The organism is Devosia sp. (assembly GCF_024707125.1).
In the GTDB taxonomy this organism is placed as follows: Bacteria; Pseudomonadota; Alphaproteobacteria; order Rhizobiales; family Devosiaceae; genus Devosia.
In genome coordinates, this window is the sequence record NZ_JANQAH010000007.1 from 149,513 (window position 1) to 167,933 (window position 18,421).

General features: G+C 61.4%; 17 protein-coding genes, 2 tRNA genes and 1 pseudogene. 16 read left to right on the top strand and 4 right to left on the bottom strand.

Translation table 11 applies throughout. The features are described from left to right. Positions 1–2 precede the first annotated feature (2 nt). The 5 genes from NVV77_RS05910 (at position 3) to NVV77_RS05930 (ending at position 4,328) form a co-directional block, all read left to right on the top strand. Entirely contained in the window at positions 3–887 is an 885-nt protein-coding gene (locus tag NVV77_RS05910) for a PhzF family phenazine biosynthesis protein (protein ID WP_295411556.1), read from the top strand. A gap of 136 nt (positions 888–1,023) precedes the next feature. After that, complete coding sequence (locus NVV77_RS05915; protein WP_280114010.1) at positions 1,024–1,149, top strand: hypothetical protein; 126 nt, start codon at positions 1,024–1,026, stop codon at positions 1,147–1,149. Positions 1,150–1,265: 116 nt separating this feature from the next. Next, the gene (locus tag NVV77_RS05920) at positions 1,266–2,828 is read left to right on the top strand and encodes a 2-isopropylmalate synthase (RefSeq protein WP_295411557.1); all 1,563 of its coding nucleotides are present in this window, start codon (positions 1,266–1,268) and stop codon (positions 2,826–2,828) included. A 73-nt stretch (positions 2,829–2,901) separates the two neighbouring features. Then, complete coding sequence (locus NVV77_RS05925) at positions 2,902–3,351, top strand: GNAT family N-acetyltransferase (RefSeq protein WP_295411558.1); 450 nt, start codon at positions 2,902–2,904, stop codon at positions 3,349–3,351. Between the two features lie 29 nt (positions 3,352–3,380). Continuing rightward, positions 3,381–4,328 carry an endonuclease/exonuclease/phosphatase family protein gene (locus tag NVV77_RS05930; protein WP_295411559.1) on the top strand — a complete coding sequence of 316 codons (948 nt, stop codon included), beginning with the start codon at positions 3,381–3,383 and terminating at the stop codon, positions 4,326–4,328. Here NVV77_RS05930 and NVV77_RS05935 read toward each other — a convergent pair. Beyond that, positions 4,313–5,426 (bottom strand): annotated as a pseudogene (locus NVV77_RS05935) (pyridoxal phosphate-dependent aminotransferase). The gene NVV77_RS05930 and the pseudogene NVV77_RS05935 sit on opposite strands and share 16 nt — an antisense overlap. Before the next feature lie 282 nt (positions 5,427–5,708). Here NVV77_RS05935 and NVV77_RS05940 point away from each other — a divergent pair. The 3 genes from NVV77_RS05940 to NVV77_RS05950 all read left to right on the top strand — a co-directional run bounded on the left by NVV77_RS05940 (position 5,709) and on the right by NVV77_RS05950 (position 6,400). Then, positions 5,709–5,906 (top strand): hypothetical protein, encoded by a 198-nt coding sequence (locus NVV77_RS05940; RefSeq protein WP_295411560.1) that lies wholly within the window; start codon positions 5,709–5,711, stop codon positions 5,904–5,906. Positions 5,907–6,090: 184 nt separating this feature from the next. Continuing rightward, positions 6,091–6,166, top strand: a tRNA-Lys gene (locus NVV77_RS05945). A gap of 158 nt (positions 6,167–6,324) precedes the next feature. Beyond that, positions 6,325–6,400 (top strand) — tRNA-Lys (locus NVV77_RS05950). A gap of 151 nt (positions 6,401–6,551) precedes the next feature. Here the strand turns inward: NVV77_RS05950 and NVV77_RS05955 are convergent. After that, the gene (locus NVV77_RS05955) at positions 6,552–6,737 is read right to left on the bottom strand and encodes a hypothetical protein (RefSeq protein ID WP_295411561.1); all 186 of its coding nucleotides are present in this window, start codon (positions 6,735–6,737) and stop codon (positions 6,552–6,554) included. Between the two features lie 402 nt (positions 6,738–7,139). Here NVV77_RS05955 and NVV77_RS05960 point away from each other — a divergent pair, with 402 nt between their 5' ends. Beyond that, a complete protein-coding gene (locus NVV77_RS05960; protein ID WP_295412248.1) occupies positions 7,140–7,841 on the top strand; it encodes a YjbE family putative metal transport protein in 702 nt (233 codons plus the stop codon). A gap of 83 nt (positions 7,842–7,924) precedes the next feature. Here the strand turns inward: NVV77_RS05960 and NVV77_RS05965 are convergent, their stop codons facing one another. After that, the gene (locus NVV77_RS05965) at positions 7,925–8,158 is read right to left on the bottom strand and encodes an SHOCT domain-containing protein (RefSeq protein ID WP_295411562.1); all 234 of its coding nucleotides are present in this window, start codon (positions 8,156–8,158) and stop codon (positions 7,925–7,927) included. Between the two features lie 351 nt (positions 8,159–8,509). On the opposite strand from NVV77_RS05965, the gene NVV77_RS05970 reads away from it, so the two are divergent. Both NVV77_RS05970 and NVV77_RS05975 read left to right on the top strand, forming a co-directional pair. Beyond that, the gene (locus tag NVV77_RS05970; RefSeq protein ID WP_295411563.1) at positions 8,510–9,682 is read left to right on the top strand and encodes a peptidoglycan bridge formation glycyltransferase FemA/FemB family protein; all 1,173 of its coding nucleotides are present in this window, start codon (positions 8,510–8,512) and stop codon (positions 9,680–9,682) included. Beyond that, positions 9,679–11,001: a lipopolysaccharide biosynthesis protein gene (locus NVV77_RS05975; protein ID WP_295411564.1), complete on the top strand. Its 1,323-nt coding sequence runs from the start codon at positions 9,679–9,681 to the stop codon at positions 10,999–11,001. Before NVV77_RS05970 ends, NVV77_RS05975 begins: the two co-directional genes overlap by 4 nt. Before the next feature lie 6 nt (positions 11,002–11,007). Here NVV77_RS05975 and NVV77_RS05980 read toward each other — a convergent pair whose 3' ends face one another. Further along, a complete protein-coding gene (locus tag NVV77_RS05980; protein WP_295411565.1) occupies positions 11,008–11,574 on the bottom strand; it encodes a hypothetical protein in 567 nt (188 codons plus the stop codon). A gap of 152 nt (positions 11,575–11,726) precedes the next feature. Here NVV77_RS05980 and acs point away from each other — a divergent pair, with 152 nt between their 5' ends. The 5 genes from acs (at position 11,727) to NVV77_RS06005 (ending at position 18,411) form a co-directional block, all read left to right on the top strand. After that, complete coding sequence (gene acs / locus NVV77_RS05985) at positions 11,727–13,682, top strand: acetate--CoA ligase (RefSeq protein ID WP_295411566.1); 1,956 nt, start codon at positions 11,727–11,729, stop codon at positions 13,680–13,682. Positions 13,683–13,915: 233 nt separating this feature from the next. Further along, positions 13,916–14,998, top strand: a complete 1,083-nt coding sequence (locus NVV77_RS05990; protein WP_295411567.1) for a glycoside hydrolase family 3 N-terminal domain-containing protein — start codon at positions 13,916–13,918, stop codon at positions 14,996–14,998. A gap of 106 nt (positions 14,999–15,104) precedes the next feature. Next, positions 15,105–15,905, top strand: a complete 801-nt coding sequence (locus tag NVV77_RS05995; RefSeq protein WP_295411568.1) for a UDP-2,3-diacylglucosamine diphosphatase — start codon at positions 15,105–15,107, stop codon at positions 15,903–15,905. Between the two features lie 90 nt (positions 15,906–15,995). Next, positions 15,996–17,057 (top strand): glycosyltransferase family 1 protein, encoded by a 1,062-nt coding sequence (locus tag NVV77_RS06000; protein WP_295411569.1) that lies wholly within the window; start codon positions 15,996–15,998, stop codon positions 17,055–17,057. Between the two features lie 142 nt (positions 17,058–17,199). Further along, positions 17,200–18,411 carry an MFS transporter gene (locus NVV77_RS06005; protein WP_295411570.1) on the top strand — a complete coding sequence of 404 codons (1,212 nt, stop codon included), beginning with the start codon at positions 17,200–17,202 and terminating at the stop codon, positions 18,409–18,411. Positions 18,412–18,421 lie beyond the last annotated feature (10 nt).

Sequence of the window (18,421 nt, forward strand, 5' to 3'; positions counted from 1 at the left end):
ACATGAAGCTCGATTATCTGCTGCTCGACGTGTTTACGCGCGAGCGCCTGCAGGGCAACCAGCTCGCCGTGGTGCTCAAGGCGGACGGCCTTCTGGACAACGAGATGCAGGCCATTGCACGCGAGTTCAACCTTAGCGAGACGGTGTTTCTGACCAAGCCGCAAAGCGAGCGTAATTCGGCTGGGGTGCGTATCTTCACGCCGCATCAGGAGCTGCCCTTTGCAGGTCACCCGACTGTTGGCGCGGCTGTGGTGTTGGGATTGCAGAACGATCGCAGCGCTGTGCGCATGGAAGAAAAGATTGGTCTTGTGACCGCGCTTTTCGAAAAGGCCGACAAGCATTCGGGCGAAGCACGCTTTGCGCTGCCGCGCCTGCCGACCAAGGTGGCTGACCTGACCGACAAGCTGGGTCTTGCCCAGGCGCTGGGCATCGAGGTTGAAGAGATCGGATGCGATGTGTATGCCCCCGCGGTCTATACGGCCGGGGTGACGTTTCATCTCATTCCGGTTCGCGATGCTGGTGTATTGAAGCGTGCGAAGCCGAACATGGCTATGTTCGAGGATATCTTCTTCCACGATCACAACTCGGCTTATGTCTTCACGCTGACGCCGGAAGAGGCGGAAAACGATATTGCCGCCCGCATGTTCGGCATGGGCGTGGGCGAAGATCCCGGTACGGGCTCGGCCGCTGCCGCGCTGATTGGGCTGCTTTCGGACAAGGCCGACTTCGGCACCGGGCAGGCTGATTTTTCGCTGCGGCAGGGCAAGGAAATGGGGCGGCTTTGCCGAATCTCCCTGCAACTGCGTCGTGAGGGCGACGTGCTGACGCATGGCGCGATCGGCGGGCATGCGGTGATTGTTGGCGAGGGTGTGCTGGACCTGGGCTAGGGATCAGCTTTGGTCGGGTATGACTTCGTTGACCAAAGCGCCGCAGACGTCGATAAAATCATATCAATCCTGCGTTGCGGGCTTGCACGGAGCGGCGAATTCGATCATGCTGCTGTCAAATTAGAGAGTTTTCTCCATGCAGCGCCGCCGCGCCAAAGCCATAGCAATCGCACAGACTCAGGAGCGCAACCGCGCCTTGATGATTGCTGCTGGTTTGCTGCTGCTTCCGGCCGCGCTTCTTCTCCTTCTTATCAGCCCCTGATCACCGGCAGCTCGGATTAACGAGCGGGTCGTCAGGGGATATCGCCATAAACCGAACATCGAAATATGTCCGGTCCAGCGAGCCATTGCCTCGGGGCCGATAGGAAAGTGCCTGAAATGACCTCTACCGCTTCCAACAGCAACAAAGAACGCGTCTTCATTTTCGACACCACGCTGCGTGACGGCGAGCAATCGCCCGGCGCGACGATGACGCTGGAAGAAAAACTGCAGGTTGCCGACGCGCTCGATGAGATGGGCGTCGACATCATCGAAGCCGGTTTCCCCATTGCTTCCAATGGTGACTTCGAGGCCGTTGTCGCTGTCGCCAAGCAGGTGAAGAACGCGACTGTCGCCGGTCTGGCCCGCGCGATCACCGCCGATATCGACCGGGCAGGCGAGGCCGTTCGCCACGCTCGCAAGGGGCGTATCCATACGTTCGTTTCGACTTCGCCGATCCATCTGGCCCACCAGATGAAGAAGACCGAGGACGAGGTGATCGAGATCATCGCCCGCACCGTGGCGCAGGCGCGCAATCTGGTTGATGACGTTGAATGGTCGGCGATGGACGCGACCCGCACGCCGCTCGAGTTTTTGAAGCGCTGCGTTGATACCGCCATCAAGGCCGGCGCGACGACGATCAACCTGCCCGATACGGTGGGCTATGCGGTGCCGGAAGAACATTTCCGCATGTTCAAGACCATTATCGAAAGCGTGCCGAACGCCGACAAGGCGATTTTCTCGGTGCACTGCCACGATGACCTGGGCATGGCCGTCGCCAATTCGCTGGCCGGTGTGGCTGGCGGTGCGCGACAGATCGAATGCACGATCAATGGCCTGGGCGAGCGCGCCGGCAATGCGGCACTGGAAGAAGTGGTGATGGCGCTGCGCACCCGCGGCGATGCCATGCCGTTCTTCACCGAGATCGAGACCACGCAGCTCTCGCGCGCCAGCCGAATTGTATCGGCGGCGTCGAATTTCCCGGTGCAGTACAACAAGGCCATCGTGGGCAAGAATGCCTTCGCGCATGAAAGCGGCATCCATCAGGATGGCATGCTGAAGAACGCCGAGACCTATGAAATCATGACCCCGGCCAGCGTCGGCATCAAGGAAACCACCTTGGTGATGGGCAAGCATTCGGGCCGCGCCGCCTTCAAGGACAAGTTGAAGGAATTGGGCTATGAGGTTGGCGACAATGCCTTCCAGGAAGCCTTCCAGCGCTTCAAGGACCTGGCCGACCGCAAGAAGCATGTCTACGACGCCGATATCATCGCGCTGGTGGACGATGAAGTCGGCTCGGTCGGCGACCGGATCAAGCTCGTCGACATGGAAGTCGTCAGCAAGACCGGTGGCGTGCACAAGTGCGCCATGACCCTGTCCGTCGACGGCGTTGAAACTGCCGTCACATATGAGGGCACGGGCTCCGTGGATGCGATCTTTAACGCCATCAAGCAGGCCGTTGGCCAGGACCCACATCTGGTGCTCTACGCCATCGACGGTGTGACCGGCGGTACCGATGCGCAGGCTTCGGCCCATGTGCGTCTCGAAATGAACGGTCGGATTGCCTCGGGCAACGCTGCCGAGCCCGATACGCTGGTGGCTTCGGCCCGCGCCTATCTCAATGCGCTCAACCGCGTCATGATCGAACGTGGCGCATCCGCGCAGGGCGCGCTGGCCGGCTAAACTCGCCGTCCCGCTTGCAAGTTCTCTGCTGCCCGGTTCTTCTGGGCAGCGAGGCCATGTTGGGGGGCGTGTGATGAGCTATGTGCTTGTGAAAGTCAGCGAGCCGGCGGATTGGGCGGATTTTCACGCCATTCGCCGGGTCGAGCTCTTCGAAGCGAGGGGCCGCTTCGGGATTTACAATGACAACCACCCGCACGACTACGCGGACTTTGCTCATCCCTTTCTGCTGAAGCGGAATGGGCAGGCGCTGGGCACTGTGCGGCTTGATCTCTTTGGAGGCGGCCGGGCAGCCGTCCGCCTTGTGGCGATTACTGCTGCGGAGCAGAAGCGTGGGCACGGACGTGTGATGGAAGCGCTGGTGACCGAAGAGGCGCGGGCGTTGGGCGTGCATACGCTGCTCGTCAACGCCGTAGTGGATGCGTTGGGCTTTTACGAGAAGACTGGATGGGAACCGTTCGAATGGGATCCCAGTGAGCTTGAGAACAGTCCGCTGTCTTGCATCCAAATGAGGAAGCTGCTCTAGCCTGTCTCTGACTACCGCGCGAGGGCAGTATGTGGAGCAAAGCGGAATTTCGAGGCGCGGTCCTCGCCCTTGGCGGTGTGCTTGCCGTCATTCTGGTCATCACATCGGTTACGCCTGGCTTGCCCGGCGAACTTCTGTTGCAGACGCTGCGGTTTCATCTCGTGGGGCTAGGGCTGGTGCTCGCCTTCTTCATGGTGCTGTTCGGCGCCAAGTGGCGGGCACTGCTGTTTCTGGGCGTGCTCGGCGTCGCCTTTGCCCATGGCGCCTACTACGTCTGGGAATTCAACAAGCGGCGCGCGGAGCCGGTTGGTGCTCTTCAGGCTGAAATGACCTTCCTCAACTACAATGTGTTGAGTGGCAATCGGACGGCTGGCGAGGCGGTCGACTTCATCGTCGCGACGGCGCCGGATGTGGCGCTGATCATGGAGACGCCGGGCGTCGTCGAATATATCCCGCAGATCGAGGCGGCCTTGCCCTATCGGCTGGGCTGCGAGCGGGTGGCGACCTGCGATATTTCGCTGTTCTCGCGCCACCCCATCGAAAATGGGAAGGTGCTGGAAATTCCGCCATTCCGGCGCTCGCGGCTGGTGGTGGCGCCGATGACGATCGAGGGTGTCGATCTCACCGTGGTCGGTATTCACCTCTCAAAACCCTATTTCGACGAGGCTTCGCTGCAGGAGCTTGGCTATCTGCGCTACACGCTGGCTCAGATCGAGGGGCCGGTTGTGCTCGCGGGGGACTTCAATTCGGCCCTGTGGGCGGCGCCGATCGCCTGGCTGGGGCGGGCGCAGAACCTTGTTCCCGGCCCGACTTATCCCGCGACCTGGCCGGTGGAGCTGGGGCCACTCGGCGTGCCCATCGACAACATCTTTACGCGCGGGGATGCGCGGATTCTCGATGTATCGGCGGGCGCCGACAGCTACGGGTCGAACCATCGCTATCTGCTGGCGCGGATCGGGTTTTACGCCGCTCCCTGAGCCGCTTTGATGGCCTTGGGCAGGGATTCGGCGAGGAGGGCCATATCGGCCTCCGGGCCGACGCTGATGCGGATGTGCTTGTCGAGGCCCGGCGTCCCGGGCTTGCGGATGAAGACACCGAGCAGGGCCAGTTCTTCGAGAATTTTCGTCGCATAGGCGCCATCGCGGCCGCAATCGACAGCGACGAAATTGGTGGCCGAGGGCAGGGCGACGAGACCGTTGTCGCGGGCAATGCCCGCAATGCGCTCCCGGGCAGCTGCGATGTTGGCCTTGGCCTGTTGCAGATAGTCCTGATCGGCGAGCGCGGCCATGGCGGCAGCCTGGGCGAGGCGGTTCACGCCAAAATGGTTCCGCACGCGGTTGAAGGCGCCGATGATCTTTTTTGGGACCCATGGCATAGCCAACGCGGATGCCGGCCAGCCCATAGGCCTTGGAGAAGCTCCTGAGACGCAGGAGATTGCCCTTGCTCGTGTCGATGGCGGGCAGGGCGTCATCGGGCGCCAGTTCCCCATAGGCCTCGTCGAGCATGATGAGGGTTTCTTCGGGCACGGCGGCGATGAATTTCTCGATATCGGCTGCCGGCCAGTAGGAGCCCATGGGGTTGTCCGGATTGGCGACATAGACGATGCGCGGCTTCAGCCGCTGGGCGGCCTCGGCGAGGGCATTGAGGTCCTCGTGCGCGCCCTTGTAGGGCACGAATTCGAGACGGCCGCCGAAGCCGACGACGTGATAGTTGAGCGTGGGATAGGCGCCGAGGGAGGTCTGCAGCACATCGCCCGGGGCCATGAACAGGCGGACGATCAAGCCCATCAGGCCGTCGACGCCTTCGCCTATGGTGACTTCATCGGGCGCGATGCCATGGAAGCGGGCGAGCGCAACGCGGAGGTCGTAATTTTCGGGGTCGGGATATTTCCAGATGCCCTCGGCAGCCTCGCGAATGGCGGCCAGAACCTGGGGGCTGGGGCCGAATCCCGATCTGTTGGCGCCGATTCGAGCCCGAATCTTGACCCCGGTCTTGCGCTCGATGGCCTCCGGGCCGACAAAAGGTACAGTTTCCGGCAGCTTTTCGGCGATTTCCGTGAGTTCGGGCAGAGGCAATTGCAGGCTCCGACATGAGGTCCGGTTCCGTTTTAGCGCATCTGCGTGGCCGTGCCACGGAAGATCGGGACCGCGACGGGGAAGTTCTCAACAGCCAGATTAGGTGTTCAAAACCGGCAGAGGCCCTTGGGCCGGGGCTCTCAGGAGCGCGTTCGGGACCGCTGGCATTTGAACTAAATCGCAACCAAGTCAGCAAGTACCCGACAACTATGCGCGTTCACCCTTGGTCATGCGCCGATTCCAGCGGCGGTCTCAACTCAGCCCGTTTGAAAGGAGCAAAAAGTGAACCCCACCTATTTGCTTGCTCGTGACCATCTGCAGCGCGCTGCAGTTATCCTGCAAGGCGCCGACCAGCAATCTCGCCAACTGCGCCACATCATCGAGCGGACAATCGGCCTGATGGACGATTTCCGGCCCGAAGCGCCGGAACCGCGCGACAACGTCTTTGAACTGAACGCCTATCGTCACCTGCGGTCGTAAAAGCCTGCTCTTCCGGCCGGGCGGGCCGGAATAGAGCACGATCTGTTGCGGCGCTGAAGCGCGCCGCAAGAGGGCGGGGCCAGAAGGATCCCAAAAGTTTATCCACATATTGTGACGCAACGGGGTAGACAGCCGAAAAGTCAGTTGATAGAGAGGCGCCACTTTGGTGCCGGTCTCTAGAGACGGGCGCATAGCTCAGATGGTAGAGCAGCTGACTCTTAATCAGCGGGTCCAAGGTTCGAGCCCTTGTGCGCCCACCAAAGTCTTACTTGTTTGCAAGGATCTACGAGAGGCGACCTTCGGGTCGCCTTTGTCGTTTCTGGTCCCGGGATGGGACGGGGATAGTCGGCGAAACGGGGTAGACAGCCGAAAATTCGGTTGGTAGATAGGCGCCACTTTGGTGCCGGTCTTCAGAGACGGGCGCATAGCTCAGATGGTAGAGCAGCTGACTCTTAATCAGCGGGTCCAAGGTTCGAGCCCTTGTGCGCCCACCAAAGTCTAAATACTACAATGCCTTAAAACAGGGCGCCGCTGACCAAGCGGCGCCTGTTTTGCTTTCAGGCCTTGGTGTCCAAGCCCGATCACTGGACTGCGCCATAAAAAAAGCCCCGCATCTGCGGGGCTTCGTCGTTCAACCTGCGGCGCTTACTGACGACCGGCGGTGTGCTGGCCGCACCAATCATCATTCTTGACCGTCGGCCACACAGCGGCGGGCTTTTCCGAAGCGGAGGAGGGTACCGGCGGGTGAGCGCGGCACACGCCTGCGGCGGCGCTGGCCTTGTCTTCAAAGAAAACACAGGAGGTGCAGGTGTTGGCGGCGGAAGTGGTCATTGGTGCTCCGTAAACTCGACTGTGGCGTTCATGAAATCTAGTGATCTCAACCTGTTAGCGAACATAGATTAGAATGACTCCAGACTGCAAGCGCTTTTCTTAGATTCATTCTAAAGTTTGGAGCGCGGGCGCCTCTGGTGGAAAAAACCGCAACGGGTGGAACTAACCAGCGGGCGGCACGTTGTTGAAGCGTCGATACGAGATGGAAACAGATCAACGTCGACAAAAAAGGCCCTGGCAGCGCAAGCTACCAGGGCTTTTTGTTGCGCTTTGCTGACATGCGCGATCAAAATCGGGCCGAGGGCACAGCTATCCCAATTGTTTACGTAGCAGGCGCTTTCTTCCTTCCATCAGGCATCGTATAGCCGCAGAAGATTTTACTGATTGGAAAGCGCCTTCTTCATGTTCGGCATCGATCCGAGTTTCTTCAGCTCGCTGCTTCAGGTCATCCTCATCGACCTGGTGCTGGCGGGAGACAATGCTGTAGTCATCGGCCTCGCCGCTGCCGGACTTCCCGCGGATTTGCGCCGCAAGGCGATCCTGGTGGGTATCGCTGCGGCGACGGTGCTGCGTATCGGCTTTGCTCTGATCACGACCCAGTTGCTGTCGCTCGGCGGCGGCCTGCTCATCGCCGGCGGCATCCTGCTGCTGTGGGTGTGCTGGAAGATGTATCGCGAGCTGACCGTTTCCGACGAGGAAGAGGACGAAGCAACCGAGGCGCTGGCCGGGCATGATCTCAATGCCGATGGTACCATTGCGGGCAAGGCGCCGCGCAAGACGCTGCGCCAGGCGGTTACCCAGATCATCATCGCCGACGTTTCCATGTCGCTCGACAACGTGCTGGCTGTGGCCGGCGCGGCCCAGCATCACTTTGAAGCGTTGATCTTCGGCCTGGCGCTGTCGGTTGTGATGATGGGTGTTGCGGCGACTTTCATCGCTCGCCTGCTGCACCGCTTCCGCTGGATTGCCTGGATCGGTCTCGTCATCATCCTCTTCGTTGCCATCCGCATGGTGCTCGAGGGTGCGGGGGCGTTCTTCACCATTCCGGAAATTCCGCTGCTTTATACCCCGCACGCACCGGCCGCCGCCGCTGCGGCGCACTAACGATTTGCCGGAAGTGCTGGTGCGCTTCCGGACCGTGCCCCAAATGTGTCTCCCGAAAGCCGAACGCGCTTTCGGGAGATTTTTTAGCTCAGGATACGGGCTTTCTGCGCGGCGAATTCTTCTTCCGTCAGAATGCCAGCTGCCTTCAGCTCCGCCAATTTTTCCAATTGAGCCATCGCGTCGATGGACAGACCGGCTGGCGCGGCTTGCGCCTGATCTCCGGGAGCCGACGAGGCTGGGGTTGCGCCCGCTCTCCTGCCGGCGACGGCGCCGGATACGGCTGTTGCGGTGCCCGCTATGACGGCGGTTCTGGCCACGGTCTTGGCTGTTCGTCCGAGCAATCCCGGACCACTTCTTCTGCCCACCATAGTTCTAATCCTCCATTGGTTAGGATCGACAAGAAACTGGATGTCCAATGGCCGTCGAGCATATGCCGACTGGGCGGAGAAACTAGTGTGCTGATCGCGTAAAAGTGGATGCGATCCCGCTTCAGGAAATGGACCAAAGACGGAGCGAAACCTCCTGGCAATTGCACGAGGCAGTCTTGGTCAAGACTTGAGCTTTCGCTAACCAATCCCTGAAATTGGAGGCATTTGTAGTCAAGCAATAGGGATTTGCTCATTTCGAGCCACTAGCCTTCCTGCTGACGACAATCTGCGGGGATTTTCATGTCCTATATCGCCGGGGAGATGATGGAGCCAATGCGCGCGGCGAATGCTGCTGCGGGCACGCATGGCATTGTGCTCGCGGCGCGGCAAGTTTCGGGCGCCGAATGGGACAGCCTCATTGGCGGGTTCGACGAGGTCTGCCAGGAGCAGATGCATGCCTTTGCCTCCACTCGTTGGCCGGGCGTGGGGCAGGAGCCCGTAGTTTTTCGGCGTGGTGGCGCCATTGTTGGTGGTGCGCTGGTCATGATCCAGCCCTTGCCCCTGCGGTCGGGCAAGATGGCCGTGGTGAAGTGGGCGCCCATGCTGGCCTCGGCGAACACGCCGGATGCCGGGACGCTGCGTGCGGCCATGGTTGAATGCCTCGTCAAGGACTATGCCGAAAAGCGCGGCATGATGCTGTCGGTGCTGCTGCATGCCTCGCCTAGCGAGATCAACAAGGGTTATCTGGCCCTGCGTGAACGCGGCTTCAAGCGTGGTTCGACACTGCTTTTCCCCAATCGCTACCTGGTGAACCTGCGTCTTTCCGACGACGAATTGCGCAAGAGCTTTCATCAGACCTGGCGCCGCCAGCTCAACAAGGCGGAAAAATCGGGGCTGGAATTCGAGCGGGTCGAGGCGGGCGAAATCGACGCCTTCAAGACGCTTTATGCCTCGATGACCGAACGCAAGCAGTTTCCCGACCATTCGGCCTATGAAACGCTCGATGCGCTGATGGCGCTGGATGAACCTTTGCGGCCCGAACTGTTCTTCGTGCGGCACGAGGGCGAAACGGTTGCGGGGGCTCTGGTCTTCAAGGCCGGCGAGCGCGCCGTCTATCTCTATGGCGCGACCAATGACAAGGCTCTGCCGCTGCGGGCGGGCTATTTCCTCCACTGGCACGCGATCCGCTGGCTGCGCGACCATACGCGTGCGCAGTGGTATGACCTTGGCGGCACCGATGGGTTTCACGGGCTGCACCAATTCAAGACCGGCATGGTCGGCACGGCGGGCGTCATCCGTCCTGTGCCGCCGGTGCTGAACTATGCGACGTCGCCCTGGGCGGGCTTTGTCGGCAATGCGGCCTTTGCGGCTCGCGATGTGATCCAGCATACGCGGCGACGGATCGACTGGCTGATGAGCAGCAAGGCGCGACCGGACCAGGCACCGCATGTCTGGGACGCGTATCTCGAATGAGCCTCGCCCGGAAACTAGCCTCGCAATCGTCCATCATCTTCGCCGCCCGTATTTTCGGGGCCGGCTTCATTTTCGTCGCCCAGGCGCTGATTGCGCGGCTATGGGGCGCGAATCTGCTGGGCGAGTTCTTGCTGGTGGTCGCCAGCGTCAATCTCGTCTCGGTGGTGATGCCGCTCGGCTATCACACGGTCGGGACCTACTTTGCGGCGGAATACCGGGCGCGGGGGAATCGGCAGCAATTGCTGGCGTTCCTGACGCGATCCTATGGATTTGTGGCGCTGACCTTTGCCGGGTTGGTTATCGTCGGACCGATGCTGCTTGAGGCGATCGGACAGGGGCAGGGCGCTGTGGCGCTGCATTTCGTGCCCTTCGCGCTGCTGACGCTGGGTACGGCCGTCGTCTATGTGAACAGCGCGACGCTGGTGGGGCTGAAGCGACCCTTTGCCGGGTTCTTTGCCGATACGCTGCTGCGGCCGATGATCGTGCTGGCCTCGTTCCTTGTGGCGCTGGGCGTGGGCATTCCGGAGGCCGGGTTCACGCAGATGCTCTGGTGCATTGGCGTGGGCTATGTGGTCGTGTCGCTGGTGCAGTTCGGATTTGTGGTGACGAGCCTGCCCAAGATTCCGCTGGGCGAGGACGATATGCCGGTCGAGACTCGGCGCTGGTGGCGCTTTGCGCTGCCTTGGGTGGTCATCAGCCTTGCTACCGATTTTTTCTTCGACATCGATCTGCTGCTGCTGAGCCACCTGCTGGGCCGCGAGGAGCTGGCGATCTTTGGCGTCTGCACGCGCATTTTCTCGCTCGTGTCATTCGGCGTGGCGGCGGTCTATGCCGTGACCATGCCCGACATGTTCGAGAGCGAGGCCAGGGCCGATCGCGAGGAGTTCAACCGCAAGGTGGGTGAGGCCAATGTGGTGGCGAGCGGGGTGGCGCTGCTGCTGTTCTGCGTGGCCCTGATTGGTGCGCCGATTGCGCTGATGCTGTTCGGGCCCGAGTTTACGGCCGGGGCCGTGCCGCTGGCGATCCTGTGCCTGTCGCTGGTCGTGCGCTCGGCCATGGGGCCGGCGTCCATCGTGCTGTCGATCCACGACCGGCCATGGGCCAGCCTGCCGGCCATCGCGCTGGGGATTTTTGCCCTGTTCGTCGGTAACCTACTGCTGGTGCCGGGCTTTGGCCTTGTGGGCGCGTCCCTTGCGGCGATCCTCGCCATTAGCATCTGGTCCGTCGCGCTATGGCTGACGGCGCTGCATACGGCGCATGTGGATGTGTCGATCCTGCAGTGGTTTCGCTCGCGGCGCCGGCTGGCTGCGGCAGAGTAGGGGCGTTCAGGCCCCTACGAGACCCTTGAGGCGATTCTTCAGGCGTCCGAGGCGGCCGATATTGACGCCGCTGTCATAGCCTTCCTCTTCCTTGGTGTAGAACTTTTCGATCAGCAGATAGTCCTGCCCGAAGATGTGCTGCTCGAGGAGAACCGTTTCCTTGTAGCCGTAGCGCTTGAGTAGCATGCGGGCGACCTCGTTGTCCGGTCGGACAAAGGTGAATGCCTTGTGGAAGCGCTTCTTGTCCCAATGCTCATCAAAGGCGCGCATGCCGAACATGCCGAGCTTGGTCTGGCGGTGCGAGGGGAAAACCCAGCTCCAGTAGCGGAACACTGCGCCGCATTCGGGGCCAGAGACCATGGCGCCGCCGGGCACGCCATCGGCGCACATGATCATGATGTGCCAGGGATCGATGGCCAAGAGGTTGTGGAGAAAGGTCTTGTTCAGGCGCCCCATTTCGTGGGCCTTGAAGCGGTCGCTGTAGTGCGGCGAGGTCGCGATCACATCCATGAGCTCGGCATGGATCAGCGGCACATCCTCGGGCTTGGCGGCACGGATGGTCATTTCGGCCATGGCTCTGCTCCCTTGCGCAAATCTGCGCCATTTACTCTAGCGCGAGGCCGTTAATGAGCCGTGGCCTTCCACTTCAGTCGTATCGTCAAGGGCTTGCGGCGGATAGATCGGGTCACTAGAACGTTTCTCGGGAGAGACCAGGGAGGATGACAATGAGCGAAGAGCTCTTGTTCCAGCCAAGTGCGGCCGCGATCGCACATACCCAGACGACGGGCGAGCAATATGCTGCGCAATATGAGCGTTCAGTCACGGATCCGAATGGATTCTGGGCCGAACAGGCCAAGCGCCTCGATTGGGTGACCTTTCCCAAGACCATCAAGAACACGACGTTCGAATATCCGAACGTGTCGATCAAATGGTTCGAGGACGGGGTTCTGAACGTTGCCGCCAATTGCATCGACCGGCATCTGGCCGAGCGTGGCGACGATATCGCGATCATCTGGGAGCCGGATAATCCGGCCGATGAAGCGGAATATATCAGCTATCGCAAGCTGCACGAGAAAGTGTGCCGCTGTGCCAATGTGCTGAAATCGCTGGGCGTCAAGAGGGGCGACCGCGTCACCATCTACCTGCCGATGATTCCGCAGGCTGCCTATGCCATGCTGGCTTGTGCCCGCATCGGTGCGGTGCATTCGGTAGTGTTTGGCGGCTTCTCGCCGGACGCGCTGGCTGGCCGCATCAATGACTGCGATTCCGAAGTCGTCATCACGGCCGACGAGGGGCGTCGCGGCGGCAAGGCCGTGCCGCTCAAGGCCAATGTCGACAAGGCGCTGCAGGATTGCCCCGGCGTGCGCAAGGTGCTCGTCGTACACAATACCGGCGCCGATGTGCCGATGAAGGGTTCGCGCGACGTGTGGTGGCACGAGGCTGCCGCTGGCGTCGAGCCGTTCCACGAGCCCGAGCCGATGAATGCGGAAGATCCGCTGTTCATCCTCTACACCTCCGGTTCGACCGGCAAGCCCAAGGGCGTGCTCCATACCCAGGGCGGCTACCTCACCTATGCGTCCCTCACGCATGAAAAGACTTTCGACTACAAGCGTGGCGAAGTCTTCTGGTGCACGGCCGACGTTGGTTGGGTCACCGGACACAGCTATATCGTCTATGGCCCGCTGGCCAATGGCGCGACGACGCTGATGTTCGAGGGCATTCCCTCCTGGCCCGATGCCAGCCGCTTCTGGCAGGTGGTTGAGCGCCACAAGGTCAATATCTTCCACACCGCACCCACGGCCATTCGTGCACTGATGGGTGCTGGCGCGGATTTCGTAGACAAGTTCGAAATGCCGAGCCTGCGCCTTCTGGGCACGGTGGGCGAGCCGATCAATCCCGAAGCCTGGCTATGGTATTCCAAGCATGTGGGCAAGGATCGTTGCGGCATCGTCGACTGCTGGTGGCAGACGGAAACCGGCGGCCACATGATCGCCCCGTTCCCGGGCGCTTTCCCGGTCAAGCCGGGTTCGGCGACCAAGCCGTTCTTCGGCGTGCAGCCTGTGGTGCTTTCGCCCGAGGGCATCTTGCAGGAGCAGACCAAGGCCGAGGGTGTGCTGGCCATTGCCGATAGCTGGCCGGGCCAGATGCGCTCGATCTTTGGCGATCACCAGCGCTTCATCGATACCTATTTCACCCAGTACAAGGGTTATTATTTCACCGGCGACGGCTGCCGGCGCGATAGCGATGGCTACTACTGGATCACCGGTCGCGTCGACGACGTGCTCAATGTGTCCGGCCACAGGTTGGGTACGGCGGAAGTCGAAAGCGCGCTGGTGGCGCACCCCAAGGTCAGCGAAGCGGCCGTGGTCGGCTATCCGCACGACATCAAGGGGCAGGGCATCTATTGCTATGTGACCCTGATGGCAGGCGAGAGCAGCTCTGACGAATTGCGGGCCGAGCTCAAGAGCTGGGTGCGCAAGGAAATCGGGCCGATCGCTACGCCGGACCTGATCCAGTGGGCGCCGGGCCTGCCCAAGACCCGCTCGGGCAAGATCATGCGCCGCATTCTGCGCAAGGTGGCCGAGAACGACTTTGGGTCTCTCGGTGATACGTCGACGCTGGCCGATCCGGCTGTGGTCGATGATCTGATTGCTAACCGGCAGAATCGTTCGGCTGGCTGAATTCTCTCGGATTTGCCCCTACACACGATGCCCTCGGGTCTGCCCGGGGGCTTTTTCTTTCACCGCGTCATTCCCGCGAGAGCGGGAATCTCCACTTGCGCGCTGCAAACAGAGATTCCCGCTTTCGCGGGAATGACACCGCGGGTGGGGTGGTGGCTCCGATATCTCAGTCATTGTCTCGCCCGCTTTTCGTGGCCACTCTGCGCGACAGATTCGCCTGCCGGAGTCCCGTTTTGCGCCCGATATTCGCCGCTGCTTTCGCCTGCCTTGCCTTCGCCATGCCCGCCCAAGCCGCCACGCTCGAGGAAATGGCGGGGCAGATGATCGTCATCGGCTTTGAAGGCGACAGCGCGGGCGATGCGAGCGTCAAGGCGCTGAGTGATGAGCTGGCGGCCGGCAGACTCGGCGGCGTCATGTATCTCAAGAAGAACGTGGCAAGCCTTGAAGCGGTCGCGGCGATGAATGCGGAATTCCGTGCGGCTTCGCCGGACCTGCCGCCGTTCATCACCATCGATCAGGAAGGCGGCGCGGTCGAGCGACTGACCAAGGATGTCGGCTTTGCCGAAATCCCCAATGCCGCAACGATCGCGGCCCGCGACACGCCGGAAGAGGCCGAGGCGATCTATGCCGACATGGCCAAGGGCATTGCGGCCCAAGGCTTTACGGTCAATTTCGGGCCGGTGGCCGATCTCAACACCAATCCCAATAATCAGGTGATCGCCAAGTTCGGCCGTGCCTTTGGCGCAAATCCGGCGACTGTCATCGATTACGATCGCGCCTTTATCGAGGGGCACCACAAGGCGGGTCTCGCGACCGCGCTGAAGCATTTTCCAGGACACGGCTCATCGACGGCGGATAGCCATGAGGGCTTTGTCGACATCACCAAGACTTGGTCAGAAGACGAACTAAAGCCCTATCAGGAGCTGATTTCCGAGGGCGTCGTTGACATGGTGATGGTCGGCCATCTCTATCATGCGGACTATGCCGACAGCGACGGGGAGACGCCGTCCTCGCTCTCGGCGCGTTGGATCGATGGCGTGCTGCGTACCGATCTCGGCTTTGACGGTGTGGTCATCAGCGACGACCTCGAAATGGGCGCCATTCGCGATCATTTCACGCTCGAAGAGACAGTGGTCGAAGGCGTGAAGGCGGGGATGGACATCCTCCTCTTTTCAAACACTGCCTATCAGCGGCCGACGCTGTCGCGCGAGGTCCTGGATATTCTCGTCAAGCAGGCGGAAGCCGATCCCGCCTTCGCTGCACGCATCGAGCAGAGCTACAACCGTATCGTTGCGCTGAAGCAGCGCCTCGAATAGGCGGCACTCCCAAGTGATTGCTGGGCTTTCCACCTCTTTCTGACGAAGCCGGTTTCCTCCGTCGCGCTCCGAAGATAAAGTGCCGCAGTAACTTGGAGGCCGGGCAATGACGGATGACCGCGAGGTGCGGCGCGTAAGGGCGTTGTTCCTGTCCGACGTGCATCTGGGCATGAAGCCGACCCGGGTGAAGCAGCTCATCGAGTTTTTGCGCCTGCACGACGCCGAGACCATTTATCTGGTCGGCGACATTCTCGATGGCTGGCGGCTGGCCAAGGCCTGGCACTGGCCCGAGGAATACAACGTCCTCGCGCAAATCCTGCTCGACAAGGCAACGGCCGGGACGCGCGTTGTCTATCTGCCGGGCAATCACGACGAATTCCTGCGCGAATATCTCGGCACCTATTTCGGCGAGATCGAGTTGGTGGATCGCACGATCCACACTTCGGCGACCGGACGGACCTATCTCGTGATCCATGGCGACCAGTTCGACGTGGTGGTGATGAATGCCAAATGGCTCGCGCATGTAGGGGATTGGGCCTACAACTTCGCGCTTCGCGTGAACATCGCCATCAATTGGGTAAGGCGCCGGCTGGGGCTGCAATACTGGTCGCTCAGCGCCTGGGCCAAGCAGAAGGTGAAGAACGCGGTGTCGGTTATCGGGCGCTTCGAAGAGGCGCTGGTGCATGAGGCCAAGGAGTCGGGCGTCCACGGCGTCATCTGCGGCCATATCCACTTTGCCGATATGCACGACCGGCTCGGCATCCACTACATCAATACCGGCGACTGGGTCGAAAGCTGCACTGCCGTCGCCGAGAATCACGATGGCGAGTTCGAACTCATCAAGTGGACCGAGATGGTGGTGGGTGAGCCGCGCCGGGCGAAAATCCGGCGTCCGGTAACGGAATAGGCTGTCGCCGCTCCGTCGCAATATCGTCACAGCAACGCAAATCGGTGGGAGCAGGCTGATCTGGCCTGATCCCAGCTCTGCGGTGCCGCCATGGCCAATACCGTTTCGTTTCCTTCAGCCCGTCGCATCGTCATTGTCACCGATGCCTGGCGCCCACAGATCAATGGCGTCGTCCGCACGCTCGAAAGCGTCGGCAAGGTGCTGCGCGAATGGGGGCATGGCGTCGACTATCTGACGCCCGAGGCCTTCTGGACCGTGCCTGTGCCGACCTATCCCGAAATCAGGCTGTCGCTGGCTTCGCGCCGCGCCGTGTTCCGGCGTCTTGCCCACACGCGCGCGCATCACATTCACATCGCGACCGAAGGCCCGCTTGGACTACTGGCCCGGCAATATTGCATCGAGCGCGGCAAGGGTTTTTCGACGAGCTTTCATACGCGCTTCCCGGAATATGTCTCCGCCCGCCTGCCGGTGCCGCAGGACTGGAGCTATGGCTATCTGCGCTGGTTCCACGAACCAGCCGGCAATACGCTGGTGCCGACGCCCTCGTTGCGTGACGATCTCGCTTCGCGCGATTTCCGACACCTCCGTATCTGGGGGCGCGGCGTGGACATGGAGCGCTTCCTGCCTGGCAAATCGGATGTTTTTGCCCATCTTCCGGGGCCGCATCTGCTCTATGTAGGACGTGTGGCGGCGGAGAAGAATATCGAGGCGTTCCTCGCGCTCGATGTGCCTGGGACGAAGATCGTCGTGGGTGATGGCCCCGATCGTCTGCGGCTCGAAAAGCTGCACCCGGACGTGGTGTTTTGCGGCTACCGGCACGGCGAGGCGCTGGTCGAAGCCTATCAGGGCGCTGATGTCTTTGTCTTCCCCAGCCGCACCGATACCTTTGGTAATGTGATGACCGAGGCGCTGGCTTGTGGCACGCCCGTTGCCGCCTATCCGGTGACTGGCCCGAAGGACATTCTGACGGATGGCAGAGCAGGGGCGCTACACACGGACCTTTCCGTGGCGGTGCGCCGGGCGCTGATGCTCGACCGGCGCGATGCCAGCGCCCACGCGCAGAACTTCACCTGGGCCGCCAGCGCGAGGCAGTTCCTTGATGGCCTCGTGCCCGCGACTGTGCGACTGCCGCAACTGGCCGAGGCGATCTAGTACCCGAAAGTACGCCCGGTCGGATCAACTTTTTACTCCGGCTTTAGAACGTTGCAGTTCGCAGCCATTTGGGCCTTGCATTGTCGCACGCTGCAAGGCACCAAGGGGAGCGGGGCGCTGATTTGCGCCCGGAGTCTTTTCCATGTCTTCCGTTCTGTCGCGCTTCGACACCCCCGAGGCGCGTGCATCGCTTTATCAATTCACGGTCTATCTTCCGGGCGCAGTGGCGTCGGTTTTTCTCGGCATCTGGTTGAGCCTGCATGGCATACCGGCCGATCAGATCGGGCTGATCAATGCGCTGCCCATGCTGGGCCTGCTGCTCCTCAACATGATCATGGGCCGCATCGCCGACCGCGCGGATGACTGGCGCACCGCGATCATCGCCATTTCGCTGGTTTCGGCCGTGGCGCCGTTGGGGCTGTATTTCATTTCGGAATTCTGGGGCATCCTGCTCGTCTGGGCCCTGGTCGCCATGTCCAACGGTCTCGTACCGCCGATCATCGACGCGGCGACCGTGCGCATGACCAAGCGCAACGGCACCGATTTCGGTGCCGTCCGGGCCTGGGCGACAATCGGGTATGTCGTGGGTGCTGCGGGCATCGGCGGACTTCTTACGGTGGTTGGACCGGGCTCGTTTGTGACGCTCTATGTCGCGATGACCGTGCTGCGCGCCGTCATCGGCTTTCTCCTGCCGCGATTCCGGGCGCCTGTGCAGGAGGCGACGCTCGCCAATGTGCAGCAGGGCACGCCGATGCAGCGGGTAAAGCTGCGGGATTCATTGAAGCCGTGGTTCGTGCTGCCTCTCGTTGCCTTTGCCTTGGTCAATGCCAGCAACGCGGTGATGGGCAGCTTCGGCGCCCTGCTCTGGCATCAGCAGGGGATTCCGGACCATTTCCTGGGACCACTGCTGGGCATAGCTGCTGTGGGCGAGGCCGCCCTGATGTTTGCCTGGCGCCGGTTCGGCGGGCGGGTCACTGCGCGCAACATGATCCTTGTCGCGTGCATGGCGGGGCTTTTCCGCTTCACCGTCCTAGCCTTCGCGCCGCCCGTGGAAGCACTGTTTTTCCTGCAATTGCTGCACGCCTTCAGCTTCGGCATGGGCTATTTCGGCGTCGTCCACTTCATCGCCAACTGGACGCATGAATCCAACGCCGCCGAAGCGCAGGGCTTTGCCAATATGCTCAACCAGGGCGCGGCCATGATCATGCTGGTCACGTTTGGCTGGCTCGTCGAGTGGTTCGGTTCATCGGCCTTCTTCGCGTCGACCGTGACCTGTTCCATCGGCATTGCCTGCGTTCTTATCTCGCTGCGGATGCGTCCGCCAAAGGATGCAACGCGGCCCGTCGTATCGTGATTTGAGGAAG